This window comes from Planctobacterium sp. AWH2_060 (genome assembly GCF_056158425.1).
Window position 1 is genome coordinate 2,723,857 of sequence record NZ_JBSWTG010000001.1, and the last position, 19,359, is coordinate 2,743,215.

Below are 19,359 nucleotides of genomic sequence, written 5' to 3' on the forward strand. Positions count from 1 at the left end.
TGTTCAGTCCAAAGCGGGACTTATTGCTCTTCCAGCTCGATGTTGATACCCAGAGAGCGGATTTCTTTCAACAATACGTTGAAGGATTCCGGCATACCAGGTTCCATACGGTGGTCGCCATCGACGATATTCTTATACATCTTAGTACGACCATTCACGTCATCGGACTTAACAGTCAACATTTCTTGCAGAGTATAAGCAGCACCGTATGCTTCCAGTGCCCACACTTCCATCTCACCGAAACGCTGACCACCGAACTGAGCTTTACCACCCAACGGTTGCTGTGTAACCAAGCTGTAAGAACCAGTTGAACGAGCGTGCATTTTGTCGTCAACCAAGTGGTTCAGTTTCAGCATGTACATGTAACCCACAGTTACCGGACGCTCAAACTCCTGACCAGTACGGCCATCACACAGTTTAATTTGTCCGCTTTCTGGGATGTCAGCCAGCGTCAATAATTCTTTGATTTCCGCTTCAGTAGCACCGTCGAATACCGGCGTTGCAATAGGTACACCTTTACGCAGGTTGTCGGCCAAACGGATAACTTCATCATCAGTGAAAGACGCAATATCCACTTCCTGACGATGTGTACCAGAGCTGTAAACCTGAGTCAGGAATTCACGCAGTTTGGCGATTTCCTGTTGCTCTTTCAGCATGCGGTCAATCTTCACACCCAGGCCGCGAGCAGCCATACCCAAGTGAGTTTCCAGGATCTGACCCACGTTCATACGCGATGGTACACCCAGCGGGTTTAGTACGATATCTACTGGTTCACCGTTCTCATCATATGGCATGTCTTCAACAGGCTGGATAGACGAGATAACACCTTTGTTACCGTGACGACCAGCCATCTTATCACCGGGCTGGATGTGACGTTTAACGGCCAGGTAAACCTTAACAATCTTAAGCACGCCTGGAGCCAGATCATCACCCTGAGTGATCTTGCGACGCTTGTTTTCGAACTTCTTATCGAAGTCGTCTTTAACGCCAGCATACTGTTCAGCAGCTTGATCTAACTCAGTTTGAGCATCGTCATCACGCAGAGGGAAGTCAAACCACTTCTCACGAGGAGTCGCATTTAGCTTGTCTTCGGAAATACCGTTAGCAACTAACAGGTTGCGAGCACGGGCGAAGATGCCGTCAGCCAGGATGCTGAACTCGTCACCCAGGTCTTTCTTAACCTGACGCAACTGCATGTCTTCGATTTCTAATGCGCGCTTGTCTTTTTCGACACCGTCACGAGTAAAGATTTGAACGTCAATTACAGTACCGTGAACAGAGTTAGGTACTCGCAATGAGGTATCTTTAACGTCAGAGGCTTTTTCACCGAAAATGGCTCTTAACAGTTTTTCTTCTGGGGTAAGTTGCGTTTCACCTTTAGGTGTTACTTTACCTACCAGAATATCGCCGCCTTTAACTTCAGCGCCGATGTAAACAACACCAGATTCATCCAGCTTGCTCAGTGCAGATTCACCCACGTTTGGAATGTCTGAACTGATTTCTTCTGGCCCCAGCTTAGTATCACGAGCGATACAGCTAAGTTCCTGAATGTGGATAGTAGTGAAACGGTCTTCCTGAGCTACGCGCTCAGAGATCAGGATGGAATCCTCGAAGTTATAACCGTTCCAGGGCATGAATGCGATACGCATGTTCTGGCCCAGGGCTAATTCACCCAGGTCAGTTGACGGACCGTCAGCCAATACATCACCCGCAACAATCGGCTCACCAACATTTACTGTTGGCTTCTGGTTGATACAGGTGTTCTGGTTAGAACGCGTGTATTTGGTCAGGTTGTAGATATCGATACCGGCTTCGCCTGCTACCATTTCGTTGTCGTTTACTTTTACAACGATACGCGAGGCATCAACGTATTCGATAAAACCACCGCGCTTAGCAACAACAGTTACACCTGAGTCGATAGCTACGGTTTTTTCCATACCTGTACCTACCAGCGGCTTATCAGCACGTAATGTAGGAACAGCCTGACGTTGCATGTTTGAACCCATCAATGCACGGTTGGCGTCATCGTGCTCAAGGAATGGGATAATGCTGGCAGCTACAGATACGATCTGCTGAGCTGACACGTCCATATATTTAATTTCTTCTTTCGGCATTAAGGTGAATTCACCTTTATGACGACAAGGTACCAGATCATCTGCCAGACGGTTGTTCTCGTCCAATTCCGCACTCGCCTGAGCGATTGGATAGTGACCTTCTTCGATAGCAGACAGATATTCGATGTCTTCGGTTACTTCACCGTCCACAATCTTACGGTATGGCGTTTCCAGGAAACCGTAATCGTTAGTACGAGCATAACTGGACAGCGAGTTGATCAGACCGATGTTTGGACCTTCCGGCGTTTCGATAGGACAAACACGACCGTAGTGAGTTGGGTGAACGTCTCGAACTTCGAAGCCGGCGCGCTCACGAGTCAAACCACCCGGACCTAAAGCAGAAATACGACGCTTGTGCGTCACTTCTGACAGCGGGTTGTTTTGGTCCATGAACTGAGACAGCTGAGAAGAGCCAAAGAACTCTTTAACCGCTGCAGAGATTGGCTTGGCGTTGATCAGGTCCTGTGGCATCACATTGTCCAGATCACCCAGACTCAGACGCTCTTTAACAGCACGCTCAACACGCACCAGACCTACGCGGAACTGGTTTTCTGCCATTTCACCTACAGAACGGATACGACGGTTACCTAAGTGGTCGATATCATCGACGTCGTCTTTACCGTCACGGATAGCGATCAATTGTTGCATTACTGCAACGATATCGTCTTTATCCAGAGTACCTGAACCAGTCAGTTCATCACGACCTAAACGACGGTTGAACTTCATACGACCTACTGAAGACAGATCATAACGGTCATCAGTAAAGAACAGGTTGTCAAACAACGCTTCTGCTGCGTCTTTTGTTGGTGGCTCACCAGGACGCATCATACGGTAGATTTCAACCAGGGCTTCAAGGCGGTTGGTTGAGTTGTCGATACGCAAGGTATCTGACATGTAAGAACCGTGATCTAACTCATTGATATACAGAGTTTCAAACTGAGTGATGCCAGCTTCATAGATAGCATTCAGGTTTTCAGCAGTCGCTTCATCGTTAGCATTAACGATAATTTCGCCAGTGCTTTCGTCTACTACATTGGCACCGAATACGCGGCCCAATAGGAATTCTACCGGTACTTCCAGTTCTGAAAGACCCAGTTTTTCCATTTGACGTGTATGACGAGCAGAGATACGACGACCAGTTTCAACGATCACATTGCCTTCTTCATCTTTGATGTCGAAACGAGCAACTTCACCACGCAGGCGATCCGGAACGATAGAAACCTTAAATACACCATTATCCATGATAACAGTGTCTTTTTCGAAGAACAGACCCAGAATTTCTTCTGTGCCCATATCCATAGCGCGAAGAATGATAGACGCCGGTAATTTACGACGACGGTCAATACGAACGAAAAGATTATCTTTTGGATCGAATTCAAAATCCAACCAGGAACCGCGGTAAGGGATAACGCGAGCGTTATACAATACTTTACCGGAGGAGTGCGTTTTACCTTTGTCGTGATCAAAGAACACACCTGGTGAACGATGTAGCTGAGAAACAATAACACGCTCAGTACCATTGATAACAAAGGTACCTGTGTCTGTCATGAGTGGAATTTCACCCATGTATACTTCTTGCTCTTTAATATCTTTTACTGTGCCTGGAGCTGCTTCTTTATCAAATAAGACAAGACGCAACTTAACACGAAGTGGTGCGGAGAATGTCACACCACGAATTTGACATTCTTTGACGTCAAATACCGGTTCGCCCAATCGATAACTTACATACTGCAACTCTGAATTGCCCGAATAACTTTTAATCGGAAATACAGAACGAAATGCAGCTTCCAAACCGTATTGACCTTCCGGATCGATCTCGATGAACTTACGGAAAGAGTCTAATTGTATGGAAAGTAGATAAGGTATTTCGAGTACCTGGGGGCGTTTACCAAAATCCTTGCGGATACGTTTCTTTTCGCTATAAGAGTAAACCATGGATTCCTCAGCCTGCTGATCTTTAACCCTGATATCTCTTGTAAGAGACATATATGTATTCAGCACCGTTTTACTTTTTTCAATATCAGACCAATGAACAGTGCGAATGATTTATTGGTTTGATATTGATAGCTAAGCGCTTTGAGAGGATAGACACTAAACGGAGAACCTGCACTATCCTACAGCGCAAAAAGGCTGGTGCTCAAATAAGCACCAGCCTAAGCCTTTTCAGGCAGCAATTACGTACAAGTACGAATTACTTAATTTCAACTTCTGCACCAGCGCCTTCAAGTTCGGCTTTAAGTGCTTCAGCTTCTTCCTTAGATACACCTTCTTTGATAGCTTTAGGAGCTGATTCAACAACTTCTTTAGCTTCTTTAAGGCCAAGGCCAGTCGCGCCGCGAACTGCTTTGATAACAGCAACTTTGTTACCGCCGAAAGAAGTCAGAACTACGTCGAACTCAGTTTGTTCAACAGCAGCTTCTGCAGCAGCAGCTGGACCAGCAGCTACAGCTACAGCTGCAGTTGCTTCTACGCCGAATTTTTCTTCAGCAGCTTCGATCAGTTCAACCAGTTCCATTACTGGCATTTCAGCGATCGCGTTTAAGATATCTTCTTTAGTTAGAGCCATTTCTCTAAACTCCTGGGTTTAAAAATTTAAAACAAATCAATGAATTAAGAAACTGTTTTTTTTATTCAGCTTCTTTTTTCTCTTTAATAGCCGTCAATACGCGGGCAAACTTGCTTGGTACTTCGTTAATAGTCTGCACAAACTTGCCAACAGGCGCTTTGAAGGTAGCAAGTAATTTCGCCAACGCTTCGTCGCGTGTTGGTAACGCTGCAACTGCTTCCAGTTTTTCTGGACCCAGTAGACCACTACCGATTGATAACGCTGTTACGTTCAACTTGTCATTCTTCTTAGAGAAATCTTTGAACAAACGCGCTGCACCACCTGGCGCATCCAATGAAAAGCCATAAATCAGAGGACCTTTCAGTGCATCATCCATTCCTGCGAATTTGCTGTCAGCCAGAGCACGCTTTGCCAGAGTGTTACGAATAACACGCAGGTATACGCCTTGCTCACGAGCCTGAACACGCAATTCAGTCAGGTCTGCAACTTCCATTCCGCGATATTCAGCGACGGCAACGGATAGAGCGCGAGATGCAACGTCAGTTACTTCTGCTACAATCTCTTTTTTTGCTTCTAAGCCTAGTGCCACTGAGATCACCTTTTAGTTGTCTGAGAATCGCTTCTCAGGTTTCACAGATAAATGGAGCGTCACTTGCGCTTCTCTCCACCTTTCTACGGTGTTCTTTATTCCCAGAGAGTCTGAGTGAACCACCGTCTGCGTAGGCATTCATTAAACGCTGTAATCAGCGTACCTACGGTCTAGGACGGGAGCCTGCGTTTCTGTTTAACAGAGCAGCAAACTCCAACCCAATTTTTACCTCGGTGCTAATTCTGACGAATTAACTCTCGCACCTATCAAGGGATGTCTTATTGAGACAAAGAACCTTGATCTAAAATCAGACCTGCGCCCATAGTGGTGCTCAGGCTAACTTTCTTGATATATGTACCTTTAGCAGAAGAAGGCTTAGCTTTCTTAAGCGCTTCTAACAGAGCTTCAAGGTTTTCCTGGATTTGATTAGCTTCAAAAGCAATCTTACCAATGCTGGCATGAATGATACCATTCTTGTCGTTTCTGTAACGAACCTGACCAGCTTTTGCATTCTTAACTGCAGTAGCAACATCAGGAGTAACAGTACCAGTCTTAGGGTTAGGCATCAGACCACGTGGACCTAAGATTTGACCTAACTGACCAACTACGCGCATTGCATCAGGAGAAGCAACCACTACGTCGAAGTTCATTTCGCCTTTTTTAACCTGCTCAGCAAGGTCTTCCATACCAACGATGTCAGCACCTGCTTCTTTAGCAGCTTCGGCGTTTGCACCTTGAGTAAATACCGCTACGCGAACTTCTTTACCAGTACCGTTAGGCAGTACAGTTGCACCGCGAACGTTTTGGTCAGATTTACGAGCATCGATACCCAGGTTTACAGCAACATCTACGCTTTCAGCGAATTTAGCTGTTGCTAATTCTTTCAACAAAGCTACTGCTTCGTTGATTTCGTATTCTTTACCGGCGTCTACTTTTTCGCGAACCAGACGAGCGCGTTTTGTTAACTTAGCCATGGATTATCCCTCTACCGTCAGACCCATACTGCGGGCAGAGCCAGCAATAGTACGTACAGCTGCGTCAAGATCAGCAGCAGTCAGATCAGGTTCTTTAGTTTTAGCTATTTCTTCCAATTGAGCGCGCGTCACTTTACCCACTTTTTCAGTGTTAGGACGACCAGAACCACTCTTGATGCCAGCAGCTTTCTTCAATAAGAAAGACGCAGGTGGAGTTTTAGTTTCAAACGTGAAAGAACGGTCTTCGTATACAAAGATTTCAACTGGAACCGGAGCACCTTTTTCCATGCTCTCAGTTTTTGCGTTGAACGCTTTACAGAATTCCATGATGTTAACACCATGTTGACCTAACGCAGGACCAACTGGTGGACTTGGGTTTGCGGCACCCGCAGCTACTTGTAGCTTGATAATGCCTGTAACTTTCTTAGCCATTACTCTCTTCTCTAATTTATGGGTTAAACGCCTCGCAAATACAGAAGAATATTCGCTTCAACGGCTCCCCGCCTACAAAAAGGCCGCAGATTATATTTTAATCTACGACCTCTGACAACCATTAATTTGGATTTTTCTTATTTCAAGGGGTCAGAGTCTTTGAAACTTCACTCTGACACCAATTTTTAATTTGCTTTTAATTTCAAGGACTCTGACCCCTTGAAAATTAGCCCTTCTCTACCTGGCCAAATTCCAGCTCTACCGGAGTAGAACGACCAAAGATAAGAACCGATACTTTCAGGCGGCTTTTCTCGTAGTCCACTTCTTCGACAACACCGTTGAAGTCTGCGAAAGGACCATCGGTAACTCGTACCACTTCGCCTGGTTCGAACAAAGTTTTTGGTTTTGGCTTATCAACAGATTCTTGCAGTCTGTTCAAGATAGCGTCTGCTTCGCGCTTAGTGATAGGCGCTGGACGATCTGAAGTACCACCGATGAAGCCAAGAACACGAGGAATGCTTTTAACCAAGTGCCAGCTGTCGTCATTCATTTCCATTTCGACTAACACATAGCCAGGAAAGAACTTGCGCTCACTCTTGCGTTTTTGACCGGCGCGCATTTCTACCACTTCTTCGGTAGGAACCAGGATTTCACCAAAATACTGTTCCATCTCATGCATTTTGATGTGCTCATCAAGCGTCTTCTTTACACGACCTTCATAGCCAGAAAACGCCTGAACCACGTACCATCTTTTTACACCTTCGGACATGATTACACTCCTATACCGGTCAGGAAGCCAACGACCCGCACGATTATTCCGTCAAGGCCCCAAAGCAGCAATGCCATAACAACAGTTGCAGCCAATACGATCATAGTCGTTTGCGTCGCTTCCTGACGGGAAGGCCAAACCACTTTGCGTACTTCTGTTCTGGCTTCTTTAGCAAAGTTTACAAAGTTGCTGCCTTTTACGGTACTGGCGGCAACCAGTAAAGCAACAATCACCGCTGCAACCACACCTAAAGCGCGGTACAATACGGAAAGTTCACCAAAGTAGTAATTACCACCTACTGCGGCAGCCAAAAGTAAAATGGCAAATACCCATTTTAAGCTGTCCATCGCACCAGACTGATTAACTGCGTTATCACTCATTGTCTAACCTGTTATCTCAAATTCAATCCACATGGATTGACATTAAATGTGGCAGGGGTGGAGGGACTCGAACCCCCAACCATCGGTTTTGGAGACCGCTGTTCTACCAATTGGAACTACACCCCTGTAGCAGCAGTGCCAGCACTACTGTTTACTCTAAACACTACTGTTTACTCTAAAATAGTTACACTCGCCTTGTTAATTTTTGAAAGCTTATCGGGAGATAAAGGATTCAGAAGTAAGGCGGGAGCGGTATTATACTGATTGTAACTAGTCTTACAAGCTTTAATATGGCCTGAGATCCGGGTCTCAAGCATAGGCTTTAAAATAATTCGTCACTACAGGCTCAGATTGATATACTGCGCGCTTGTTTAAACTAGATGTAATTACTGTTTTCTATGAAATTCCCCGGCCGCCGCAAACATAAGCACTACTTTCCGGTACAGGACAAAAACACCTTAATTGGTGAGTTTGATAAAGCCCAGCCCCTGAAACACAGTTATATTGTGGGGATCGATCAGGTTCTGGTTGATATCGAAGCCAAAATATCTGACGAGTTTTTGCAAAAATATGACTTACAGCGGGGCATGTCGCAACTCATAGACGACGATATCACTGAGGCCCTGTATCAGGAACTGAAAGACAACAAGCTGGTCAGCTATGAGTTTGCCGGTGGTACCGTTGGCAACACGCTACACAACTATTCAGTGCTTGCTGATGATCGCTCAGTGTTGTTGGGCGTTATGTCAGAAAACATTAAAATTGGCAGTTATTCTTACAAGTTTATCAGTAACAACTCCAGCAGAGTGGATCTTAATTTTCTGCAACCCGTTGATGGCCCAATTGGTCGTTGTTTTACGCTGATCGACAGCACTGGCGAGCGCACCTTCGCTATCAGTCCGGGCAAAATTAACCAATTGCGCCCGGAAAGCATCAATAAAGAGTTAATTCAAAAATCATCCGCTCTAGTTATTTCCGCCTATCTGATGCGAACCAATCCCGGTGACACCATGACAGAGGCCACTCTGAAAGCCGTAGAATACGCAAACGAGGCAGATGTTCCGGTAGTGCTGACGCTGGGTACCAAGTTCTTAATAGAGCAGGATCCCACCTGGTGGCAGGAGTTCGTCAAGAATCACGTTGATATTCTGACCATGAACGAAGAAGAAGCGGAAGCCATCACAGGGATCAAAAACCCATTGCTGGCAGCAGATAAAGCACTGGACTGGGTAGATATGGTAATGTGCACCGCAGGTCCAGTTGGCCTTTACATGGCCGGTCATGTTGATAAAAAGTATCTGCGTGAAACCGAACAACAACTCATAGATGCTGAAATCGCTGAATTTAACCGTTACGAATATTCCCGTCCAATGCGTCTACAGGACTGTGAAGAGCCGGTTAAAGTATACAGCTACATTCCACCTTACATGGGCGGTCCAGATAAGATCATGAACACCAATGGTGCTGGTGATGGCGCATTAGCCGCTGTTTTACACGATATCTGCGCCAATGAGTACCACAAACTGAACGTGGAAAAATCCAGCAAGCACGAACAGCCGGCGATAACCTACTCTTCACTGTCGCAAATCAGCAAATACGCCAACCGGGTAAGTTATGAGGTATTGGCACAGCACTCCCCTCGACTCAGCAAAGGCTTGCCTGAGCGCGAAGAAGTGCTGGATCTGGCCTACTGGGCCACTTAAGCCTCTTATATAGTCTCAGTTAAGCAGATTTTGCCTCTTTAACACCAAATCTTCCCCGCTTTAAAATGTGGCATCCCAGGGTGCCACATTGCACATTTTCCATACAACACCTATGCTTTGAATTTACAGCACATTTAATTTCAAAAAGCATGGGAAACGGCAGAAAACGATCTGACTCAGAAGGCGCCCCAATTGCCAATATGGGCAGAAGCAAAGCTGTCACTTCAAAACCTTCATTTCTCGCACCTATCAAAAACCGGGGAAGGAGCAATGCTGTGTCCGGAAATGCCAGTGATCACTTCCGACAGGTAGGCTTTGCCAAAACCGCTGCAGAAAAAACCATTAGCGCGTCCTCCAGAGAGAAAATTCATAGCGCACTAGAGTCTGGGTTACAGAAAACACATTTAAACAGCCAAACCAGAGATGAGAAAACCCACGCACTAGCTTATAAACAAGCCAACAATAGCAATCAAATTCAAAGAACGATAAACACTGTAAAGGGTAAACTGACCCCAAATGTTGATACAAACGAAGCCAATCGGATTGCGGGTAAAATCGATAGTAAAATAAGCGGCAGAATCAAAGAACAAAATAAAGATGCCTGGCAACATGAAACCAATGCAGGCAGATTAGGCACGGCAGCAACCGTAGCCAGCGCCGCAGGGACCGTCGCAAATGTATCGGCTGGCTTAACCGGAGGTGCATCACTGGCAGTTTCTGCTGGCGCTTCATTGGCTTCCGCGGGTTTACATGAAGCTGCGGCACGACAATCAGGTAAAGCATCAAAAGCTTATGCCCAAAATGCTGATACACAAGGCAAAGAAAGACTTAACCTTTTGGATTCCTATATATCCGGGGCCAAATCCGGCGAGCAGGAAATAGAAAAGAAAAAACATCGCGTGGCTACCGCAATGGGTTTGGTAAGCGGGGCCACAGGGGCAGGCTTACAAAGTGCAGGAGTTGCTGGTAAGCAATTGTTTGATACCGGAGGTAAAGACTTACTATCTTCTGGATCACCGCGATTTGGTAGCAAACCCGATTTGAGTACGCCTGAAGGGCTTACAAAAGCCGTGGATCAGAAAATAAAAAAACCGTTCAATATTTCTGAGCGATTGAGAAATAGTAAACTCGCCAACATTTTTAATAAAGGAGCCAAAACAGCCAATACAGTGGGCAGTGCCGCTACGGCCGGAGGTATGCTCGCAGATAAAGCCGCCGCATCCGCAATGAATGATAATGCTAAGGGCAGCAGAGTAAGTGCCGGTAGCAATGAGAAAAACACTCTGCGCGGGCTTCACTCTGAAATAGCAAAAACCCAGGTTAAGCAAGCAGAATTGAGTCGTGGTCAAGTCAATCTGAAAGAATCAAGCGACATCTCCGGGCTTTCTGCCAGTGCCAAACGGGTCCAAAATACAACCAAAAAAAAACAAATAATTTTGCATAAATATATCCACTGATTTATGGAAAACCAACAGCGTCTAAGTTAACAACTATTTATATTGAGCTTGTTACTCACCTCAAGTTATCATCGCGCTCTATATTGAATTAGAACCACATTTTAGTTTTTCTATACTTGCTGTTAGGAATGGAGACCTTATGCCTGCCAGATTTATAAACCCAATTCTCGTGTTTTTTTTGTTCATCAGCACTGTCAGCGCGGTAAAAGCAGAAAACATTTTTATGGAGCCATTTCTGGGTAATGAATCTGGCGCTTTTTACGATGCTAAAATTTTAGCTTATTCAGCAGAAAATCAAGTCGCTATTTTTGCCTCCAGTGCCACAGAAATACCTTTTTATGATGGTCCTGAAAATACAACTAACAATGACCTGATTTACTTAAAAGATCTGAACACAGAACAGGTTACATTACTTTCTAAAACTGAATCCAATTCTGTTACCACAGAAATTGTTGCCTCTAGTTTTAGCGAAACTACCAAAAACAATGAGGTGTTTTTCATCTATGCTGGATCTGAACCATTAAATGGTGACTCCTATAGTGGGGAATGGAACAGTAGCGGTTCCAAACTATTTAAATTCAACTTACAAACTCGCACAATTTCAGCAGTTTCGACACAAGGTCAGACACTTTTTGGTTTGGAGTTTTTAGTGTCAAGTGAGGGGCACTTTTATTACCATAAAAACAATCAATTAAACCTCTCGACAAACTCAGGCGAAGACTGGCAAGCACTCAGCGCAGAATGTATAAACCCTAACCTTTTGGATGTGAGTTCAGACGGAAGATTATTGTTCAGTTGTTATACAGGCGGCCCAAACCCATATTCTGTTTATCTGTTTAAACCGCAAACAGGCAATACCGATTTATTAACGCACAACTATTTAAAGCAAAATGGACAAAATGGTAAATTCAACGCACAAGAAGACAGCGTTTTTCTCGCGGCCGGAAACACAATATTAAAAATTGGACTTGATTCATTAAAAACGACTTACTTTATGGCTGAGGACTTTGACCTGGAGGAAATTTTTATTCAATCAGCCCCAATATCAGATCATCTTATCGTGACTGCCAACCGAAAAGTTCTACTCGGTAAAATAGATAGCGAACAAGTCATACTCCATGAAAAGGCTGGAATATATTTGCTGGGGTTAGAGGACAAACTCGCGCTTAAAATAGACTTAATCGACCATACACAATTTGATGGAACCAACGCTTTCGAGGGACTGAATAACCTTTATCCGAAAAACTTACTCTTCGACACAAATGACTCCAGCATTTTGCTTTCAAGCGGCTACAGAAAAAGCGCCTACGAGTTCCACACATTTGTAAGTAAAGTTTCACTAAATACCTTATTTAATAATACGCAAGACAACAGCATTCCCGTAGTGGCTAATATTAGCCCAATTGCTCCTCACAAAAATTTAGTATCCGTCGAGCACAACTCATCAAATGACCATGAGTTGCTTTATAAAATACAACGGCACAATGAAATTACCGATCAGACTACAACGTTTTGGCTATATGGAACAGAATTTGAAGACTTTCAACTGGGCCTCCAACCCGGTAGTAATAGTTACACCGTGTTGAGGTGTACCCTCAACTTCAACTGTAATAGCGAGTCTCAATATAATAGCAGTGTAACAACACAAGAATTTAACCTGGATGACAACTGGAATATGGAAGTTGTAAGCAACCCAGTAATAGACGGTTATCAATCGAGCTTTCAGGTATCGGCGTCCGGTTTTAATGTGCCAGACGGGACTACGTTAAGTATGGATTTAGTGGGTGGTACAGGCATCTACGGCTCTAATGACACCTTTTCAAGGTCCCTATCAGGCAATGCGCCATCTGCAGTTTTAGCCGTCAGACCCTGTGTGTTTAACGAATTAAACTATCCAAGTTTAGGTTACGTTTGTGATGAAAAAGGCTCAATTAAGGAAATAGCTTTGCCCCCACGAACTTCGCTGACATTAAGAATATCGCCAAACTACGATTTCATTGCAGTCTATTTTGAACAACAGGATGGCTTTGATTACCACATTCAAAGGAGACATTCAGGAGAAACTGAGTTCACAGAAATAGCACAAAAAGTTAACAATGGTTGGCGGGATGAAGATGTTCAACCAGGTGCCTCGTATGAATACAGAGTTGTTAGCTGTGCCATAAGCTCTCCAGAATTATGCAATACGGGTCTACACCAGCAAATCACTCTGGAAAGATCCACTTCACTACATTTATCTTGTGGTTATCAATATAGTACTGGCCCGATACGACTTTCAGTTCAAAACGGGCTTGCTGTCGATAACATGTTGATAATGAGGGCGACTGAGACACAACCATATGAACTGATAAGTTCACTTTCAGCTACGACTGAAACATTTCAAGATGTAAACGCGCAAATAGGTCAGCAATATCTGTATCGAGTGCAAAGCTATTTTGAAAACATCTTAGTTGATGAGGCCTATTGTGCATCAGCCCTGCCCGGACGACAGCAAATAAATCCATTCGCGACTAAGAAAGTTGAAAACCTGAGGGTAGAGGAGAGTTATATATTGGCCGAGTTACTTGTCTGGGACAATTTACCAGACGCAAGCCAATATGAAATAACCATAACTCACGAGGAAGACTCTTATTTCGAAAGCACTGTATTAATTGATCAAGCAGTTTCGCCTCAATTTCTTTTTAATTATCCCGAAGTTCGCACAGGCTCCTATATTTTCGCCGTGAAGCCAATATTCAACAACTGCTCTAATGTAAATGTATCATGCTCGATACAAAAAGGCGTTTCGACAAAGATATCCAGTAGTTTAGCGGCTCCCCTCATTGCTAATAAAATGATTTCGCCAACCATTTTTAAGGTAAAGCAAACTGACTTGAATGGAATAAGCATCAATAGCACCGCTCAATCAAGACTCGCAAGTCAACAATTTTTAGAACGAAAAAAGAGTTCAGATGAAAACTGGCAGAGGATAGCACTCATTAACTCAGCCACTTTCTATGACTCGGCAGATGCACTCGCTTCAGATGAAAGTTATCAATATCGAATAGTCAGTTGCTCTGCATACATCCAAAACTGCACAACCAGTGCTGCTTCTGCAGAAGTTGCATTCAAAGGAGAAGGATATAAAGGGGTACCTGAAGCACCAGCTATTGACTATTCCAATAATAGTTTTAATTACACAAACAACGGTACACATACTGACTATGTGAGTTATGTCATTGTTAGAGGAGTTTGGGGGGATGGAGCTTATCAAGAAAGCTGGACAATAGAAGACATTGAACAGCCCTACAAAATTCCGCGACACTATCGGATGAAAGATGGAGACCTCATCAAGTTTCAAATTAGCTATTGCTTCCGCACTCTAATAGCGAGCTATGAGACTCATACGTGCACTGAATACTCGGATGAGATAGTTATATCGCTTCCATCTCATGTCGTCACTGACCGCCCCAAACTGAATTCTGTTGGTATGCAGTTAAATCTTGAAAATCAATCGGCCTTGGTACAGGGCGAATTCTCAATTTTCTCTTCTAGCTTCCCTGAGACTTTGCAGGTTTATCAAGCCAAAAATAACGAACACTTTGAATTCGTTGAGGAATTGGTAATCCCGGAAGATCACGACGGTAATTTTGAACTAACCTATGAAAACCTTGAGAACGATGCTTACTACCAATATGCCGTCAGGTTATGTAATTCAAAGGGCTGCTATAGTCGTTATTCGGATAGTGCCTGGCTCAATACAAAAAGTATCCTTGCTCCTCTGGCTCCGACCATAGTATCAGTTTCGTCGCAACAAGCCGCTTCAAGGATAGAAGTTCATTATGCTCCCGGAAGTTTAACAGATTACTTTCTAGGTTATAGAGCAACAGCGGAAGAAGGTCCGTTTGAACAGTTCGACAGAGAATACGAATTGCACTCGATGTCAGATGAAAACCTGCAGCCAGCAAGTACCTATTTTTATCGTATCGATGCTTGCAACGATTTCGGTTGCAGTTCCTCCGAAGTATTGTCAGGTGAAACAGCGACTCTTTATCAACAATCAACTATCAATATTAGCGACAATGACTTTCTAGCTGAAAATGTTGACGATTCAATAATCAGTATCAATGGTTCAACAACCCCCTTCGAAAACGTAATGGATGCCTTTAGCGGAGAAATTAATTTCAACCAGTGGACAACGCTTCTACAAAATGGCGAATTGTCAGTGACCAGCCACCTGAATGCTTCTGACGATATGTGTCAAACAATGCTAAAGTATTCTCTGGTAATTCCCAATGCGATAAACAATAAAACTGACTATAAAGACTCTATCGCTGAGATTGTTTACTCTGATTTGAATTGTACAGAAGTTCAAGGTATTGAAAAAAACGGTATTTACTTAGTATCACACTACCTTGAAGGTCCAGTTAAATTACCTACTGAATTACTCGCCTCCTGGCATCTATACTCATTAGTTTTTGATGGTTCTGGTCTGTTCCATTTCAAAATAGATGGGGAAGATATAGCTACTTCCCATATACCTATCAATCTAGATATATTTGGATTGGTGAAATTCTCCCTTTCCTCCTTAAACGATGCCACTCTTCCAACCTATATTAGCGAGGTGAACCTCACAGTCGACTCAGAATCAGCAAACACACCAGATAATGTATTCGAACTATCAACGCCTCAACTGTCCAGCATTCATCCTAAATATACGCACGTCAATCAATCTTCAGGAGATAGGGTTGAATTCAGCTTTCTAAACGCTGGCGAATTTTCGACTGTGAACAATGCAGTGTTACACACAGGTGGTGCGCTAACTGCGTACATAGAAAACATAGTTATTGGTGGTGAAAATACGGTATTCATAAGGCCTTGTGAAACAGAAGATTGTGGACCTTTTAGGTATTACAATTTTGACGCCAGGGATTATGAGACTTATTTAAGAACCCCTGAGCTTTCTTTTTATATTGACAACGAAACCAATATTTTAATGATATCTCCCAAATCTTTTAGTTACCGCAATACCGACAGCTTTGAGATATACAAACATTCAGCAAATGACGACCAGGAAGCGCAATTGCTCAAAGAGATAACTGTCGAAGATATTATAGAGTTAAGATTGCAATCGTATGATTATCCACTTGCACAAGACAATCTGGAACTTGGCGAAACTGCCTTTTACAGTATTCAACAATGCAACCAAATCGACTGTGTATCCAGCACTGTTATTGAATTTACCATGCCTGAAGATTCCGATGGTGATGGTGTAATCGACATTTACGATCCATTTCCAAATGATCCCACTGAATCTATGGACACAGATGGCGATGGCGTTGGCAATAATGCCGATGAAGACGACGACAATGATGGCATTCCTGACATAATAGAAATAGCTGCAGGCTTGGATTCACTCAGCTCATCAGACGGTCGAGAAGACATTGACGGCGATGGTTTCAGCAATATTATTGAATACCTTGTAGGCTCTGACCTGTCTGAGCCATCAATAACACCAAAGGACTTTGGAGTTTACTCATCTTTTGAACATAACCATGAGCACTACATTAGCATCGGGGAAAACTTTGAGCGCGTTGAATACAGCCAGGATGGTAATTACTCTATTCGAGCATATGTCCCTGAAAATGAAGAAGTAATCGCTTTCACAATAACAGGAAAGCTAGTTAATGGCAGAGTGCTTCTTAGTCATACTCCAGCTAAGGACATGTTAATTTCTATTACGATTAATGGCAATCCGATAGATATTTCAGATAAAACATCAAATTACCCCATTGAGGTATATTGGGATATCCTCGCGATTGACATAGAAGCGTCGGAAGAACCCGTTGCGCTAGAGCTGAGTTTAAAGAATCAAAGCAACAGATTCCCTATTTATCCTTTTATAGACAATTTGTTTATCCCCATGACCAACGCCAAACTAATAGGTCAACGAGTTACAGCAGACTACGATGGGGACGGTAAAACCGATGTAGCGGTACGCAAAGGCTCTATTGGGATGAACTACGCCCTCAACAGCTCAGATGAAGCAATCCAACGTGTTCAGTTTGGCTCACAAGAAGAAGACATTCAGATTGAAGGCGACTTTGATGGTGATGGTATCGCGGACTTTGCGGTGCGCCGCCCCTCCAAAGGTATCTGGTATGTAAAGAATTCTTCCAGTAGCAACCTTGGCTCAGCCCGTGAAGATGGTATACAGCGGGTTGAGTTTGGCTCACGCGAAGATGATATTCCAGTTCCTGCCGATTACGATGGTGATGGCATTACCGATTTTGCTGTGCGCCGTGCCAGTAACAACATGTGGTATATCAAAAACTCCTCTGGCAGCAATTACAATTCAGCACGGGAAGATGGTATTCAACGGGTGAAGTTTGGCCTGCAAAAAACGGACATTCCTCTGCCTGCTGACTATGATGGAGACGGCATCGCAGATATCGCCTTCCGCCGCCCTTCCAATTCCACATGGTATATTTTGGAATCCAGTAGCGGTGAAATTCAGCGCATTAAATTTGGACTCCAGGACACCGATATTCCGGTGCCAGCCGATTACGATGGCGATGGCAAAGCTGATGTCGCCTTCCGTCGTCCATCCAACAAAACCTGGTATGTACTGCGCTCCAGTGATGACGTGATTGAACGCATTAAGTTTGGTCTGAATAAAGCCGACATTCCGGTAGTGGGCGATTACGATGGCGACGGTAAAGCCGACATTGCCGTGCGCCGTGAAAGTAACAGTATGTGGTATATATTACAGTCTTCCGACGGCGAAATTGGCAGAGTTAACTTTGGTAAGTCTGACGGTATGGTGCCAGTGTTAGCACCTATCTGGGAAAAACTGAGCATGCTGGGCTGGCAAGAAGACTTTATTGACGCCACGCTGGCCGGTAAGGCCTCAGCCAAAGCCCTTGTTGAAGATGAAGAGATTTTCTTTGAAAAATCCGAATTCTATAGTCACGAGGAGTTAGTGGAAATGGAAAAAGTTAATCGAGAACCGCTACACTAACCTCCACTCAGAGCTTCTCCCCTGATAAAAGCGCATCAATTTGATGCGCTTTTTGTTCTATTCAATTGCAGGACCTGTAGCTACAACGCATTCCCTGACCTGCATAGCCAATTGCTGATAGTGCTCAGCAAAACCGGGCATTTCAGCGGGTTTTGCTAATGCAGGAGTTTCTTCCAGTATGCTGGCCAATGGAATATTATTATTTATTGCAATCACTAGTGCTTGTCGTGTGCGACGATCGAGATTTTGAATATATTTCCCTAAAACGCTTTCAGACAATGGATTTGCGCCATCCAGTGAATAGCGACATTCTGCTTTAATGGCATTATCAGGTACAGTTAACAACCGGCTTCCGGTCACCTGCACTTTTTGTATATCTTCTGCTTTACTGGCCATTCTGGCTCGATTTTCAGGGGGCTCAACTGCCCTTTCTGCCAGAGCATCTGCCATCGGTGCCAACGCATCGGTTACAGATTCTTCTGAGTTTGCTGCAGGCTTTCTTACGATGGGAGCGCTATCTGCCGGGATTTCCTGTATTCCATCAGGGGTGAATGTTTGCCATTGTGATAAAAAGATAACTGACACTAACATCACTGAGGCTGCAATCGACAACCAACGGTAATGCTGGCTCATGAAGGGCTTTGTACTATTGCTACTGGCAGTGCGATGTTTGGCGAAGTTTAAAATTGCTTCATCAGTCGCTTCAGAAGGCTGCTGCTTATCTAGTTTATTGTACAACTCTGAGATATGTTGCTCTGTATTTTTGTCGGTATCATTGCTCATCGTTGTCTCCCAATTTTAACCCCAAACAGTGGCGCAACCCACTGTAGGCGGCCCGAAGCCTGGATTTTGCTGCCTCCAGAGAAACCCCGGTAACCTGTGCGACGTCGGCCTGAGTTAAGTTTGCCTCTTCTTTCAACAAAAAGGATTCCAGTTGAGCCTTGGGCAATAGTTTCATGCAATGTTGCAATGCTATTTTTTGACGAGTTTGCTGTAACTCCTTACCAGCGTCGCCAGCATCACTTACCTCTTGATGCTCATTGCTATCAACAATTACCTCAGATACCACAGCCAGATGGCGAAATCTGTCCACCAGCAGGTTACGGGCCATCTGATACAGCCAGGTGGTAAACTTGGCTTCCTGCTTAAACTGCCGAATGTTACTCACCACCTTACACCACAATTCTTGCATTAGGTCTTCCGCGCTGGAAACATCCTTAACCTGACGCAGAATAAACCTAAAACTACCGCCTTTATGTCTGGCATATAAGCTTTCAAAGGCAGCAAAGTCGCCGTTGATATAATCCCTAATGAGCTGACTGTCATCTGGTTGCGTTAATTGTTTTTTGCGACTCACTCGCTAGCCCTTTTTTCC

Annotated in this window: 12 protein-coding genes and 1 tRNA gene; 3 read left to right on the forward strand and 10 right to left on the reverse strand. The window is 44.1% G+C overall.

The window, feature by feature from the left end:
* Positions 1 to 20 precede the first annotated feature (20 nt).
* The 8 genes from rpoB to ACXAD8_RS11670 all read right to left on the reverse strand — a co-directional run bounded on the left by rpoB (position 21) and on the right by ACXAD8_RS11670 (position 7,950).
* Entirely contained in the window at positions 21 to 4,049 is a 4,029-nt protein-coding gene (rpoB, locus tag ACXAD8_RS11635) for a DNA-directed RNA polymerase subunit beta (protein WP_475232951.1), read from the reverse strand.
* A gap of 256 nt (positions 4,050 to 4,305) precedes the next feature.
* Positions 4,306 to 4,680, reverse strand: a complete 375-nt coding sequence (gene rplL / locus ACXAD8_RS11640) for a 50S ribosomal protein L7/L12 (protein WP_475228641.1) — start codon at positions 4,678 to 4,680, stop codon at positions 4,306 to 4,308.
* A 61-nt stretch (positions 4,681 to 4,741) separates the two neighbouring features.
* A complete protein-coding gene (rplJ, locus tag ACXAD8_RS11645) occupies positions 4,742 to 5,269 on the reverse strand; it encodes a 50S ribosomal protein L10 (RefSeq protein WP_475228643.1) in 528 nt (175 codons plus the stop codon).
* A gap of 278 nt (positions 5,270 to 5,547) precedes the next feature.
* Complete coding sequence (rplA, locus tag ACXAD8_RS11650) at positions 5,548 to 6,243, reverse strand: 50S ribosomal protein L1 (RefSeq protein WP_475228646.1); 696 nt, start codon at positions 6,241 to 6,243, stop codon at positions 5,548 to 5,550.
* A gap of 3 nt (positions 6,244 to 6,246) precedes the next feature.
* Positions 6,247 to 6,675, reverse strand: a complete 429-nt coding sequence (rplK, locus tag ACXAD8_RS11655) for a 50S ribosomal protein L11 (RefSeq protein ID WP_475228648.1) — start codon at positions 6,673 to 6,675, stop codon at positions 6,247 to 6,249.
* Between the two features lie 226 nt (positions 6,676 to 6,901).
* Complete coding sequence (nusG, locus tag ACXAD8_RS11660; protein ID WP_475228651.1) at positions 6,902 to 7,444, reverse strand: transcription termination/antitermination protein NusG; 543 nt, start codon at positions 7,442 to 7,444, stop codon at positions 6,902 to 6,904.
* 2 nt (positions 7,445 to 7,446) lie between these two features.
* Positions 7,447 to 7,824, reverse strand: coding sequence for a preprotein translocase subunit SecE (secE, locus tag ACXAD8_RS11665; RefSeq protein ID WP_475228654.1), 378 nt, complete (start codon positions 7,822 to 7,824; stop codon positions 7,447 to 7,449).
* Between the two features lie 49 nt (positions 7,825 to 7,873).
* Positions 7,874 to 7,950: transfer RNA gene (locus ACXAD8_RS11670), tRNA-Trp, on the reverse strand.
* A 272-nt stretch (positions 7,951 to 8,222) separates the two neighbouring features.
* On the opposite strand from ACXAD8_RS11670, the gene ACXAD8_RS11675 reads away from it, so the two are divergent.
* From ACXAD8_RS11675 to ACXAD8_RS11685, 3 genes are all read left to right on the forward strand, one after another.
* Positions 8,223 to 9,527 carry an inosine/guanosine kinase gene (locus tag ACXAD8_RS11675; RefSeq protein ID WP_475228657.1) on the forward strand — a complete coding sequence of 435 codons (1,305 nt, stop codon included), beginning with the start codon at positions 8,223 to 8,225 and terminating at the stop codon, positions 9,525 to 9,527.
* Between the two features lie 275 nt (positions 9,528 to 9,802).
* Positions 9,803 to 10,984 (forward strand): hypothetical protein, encoded by a 1,182-nt coding sequence (locus tag ACXAD8_RS11680; RefSeq protein ID WP_475228659.1) that lies wholly within the window; start codon positions 9,803 to 9,805, stop codon positions 10,982 to 10,984.
* Between the two features lie 139 nt (positions 10,985 to 11,123).
* Positions 11,124 to 17,984 carry an FG-GAP repeat domain-containing protein gene (locus ACXAD8_RS11685; RefSeq protein ID WP_475228662.1) on the forward strand — a complete coding sequence of 2,287 codons (6,861 nt, stop codon included), beginning with the start codon at positions 11,124 to 11,126 and terminating at the stop codon, positions 17,982 to 17,984.
* A 57-nt stretch (positions 17,985 to 18,041) separates the two neighbouring features.
* Here the strand turns inward: ACXAD8_RS11685 and ACXAD8_RS11690 are convergent, their stop codons facing one another.
* A complete protein-coding gene (locus tag ACXAD8_RS11690) occupies positions 18,042 to 18,767 on the reverse strand; it encodes a hypothetical protein (RefSeq protein ID WP_475228664.1) in 726 nt (241 codons plus the stop codon).
* Positions 18,757 to 19,341 carry a sigma-70 family RNA polymerase sigma factor gene (locus ACXAD8_RS11695; RefSeq protein WP_475228668.1) on the reverse strand — a complete coding sequence of 195 codons (585 nt, stop codon included), beginning with the start codon at positions 19,339 to 19,341 and terminating at the stop codon, positions 18,757 to 18,759. The genes ACXAD8_RS11690 and ACXAD8_RS11695 overlap by 11 nt, the downstream gene beginning before the upstream one ends.
* Between the last annotated feature and the right edge of the window lie 18 nt (positions 19,342 to 19,359).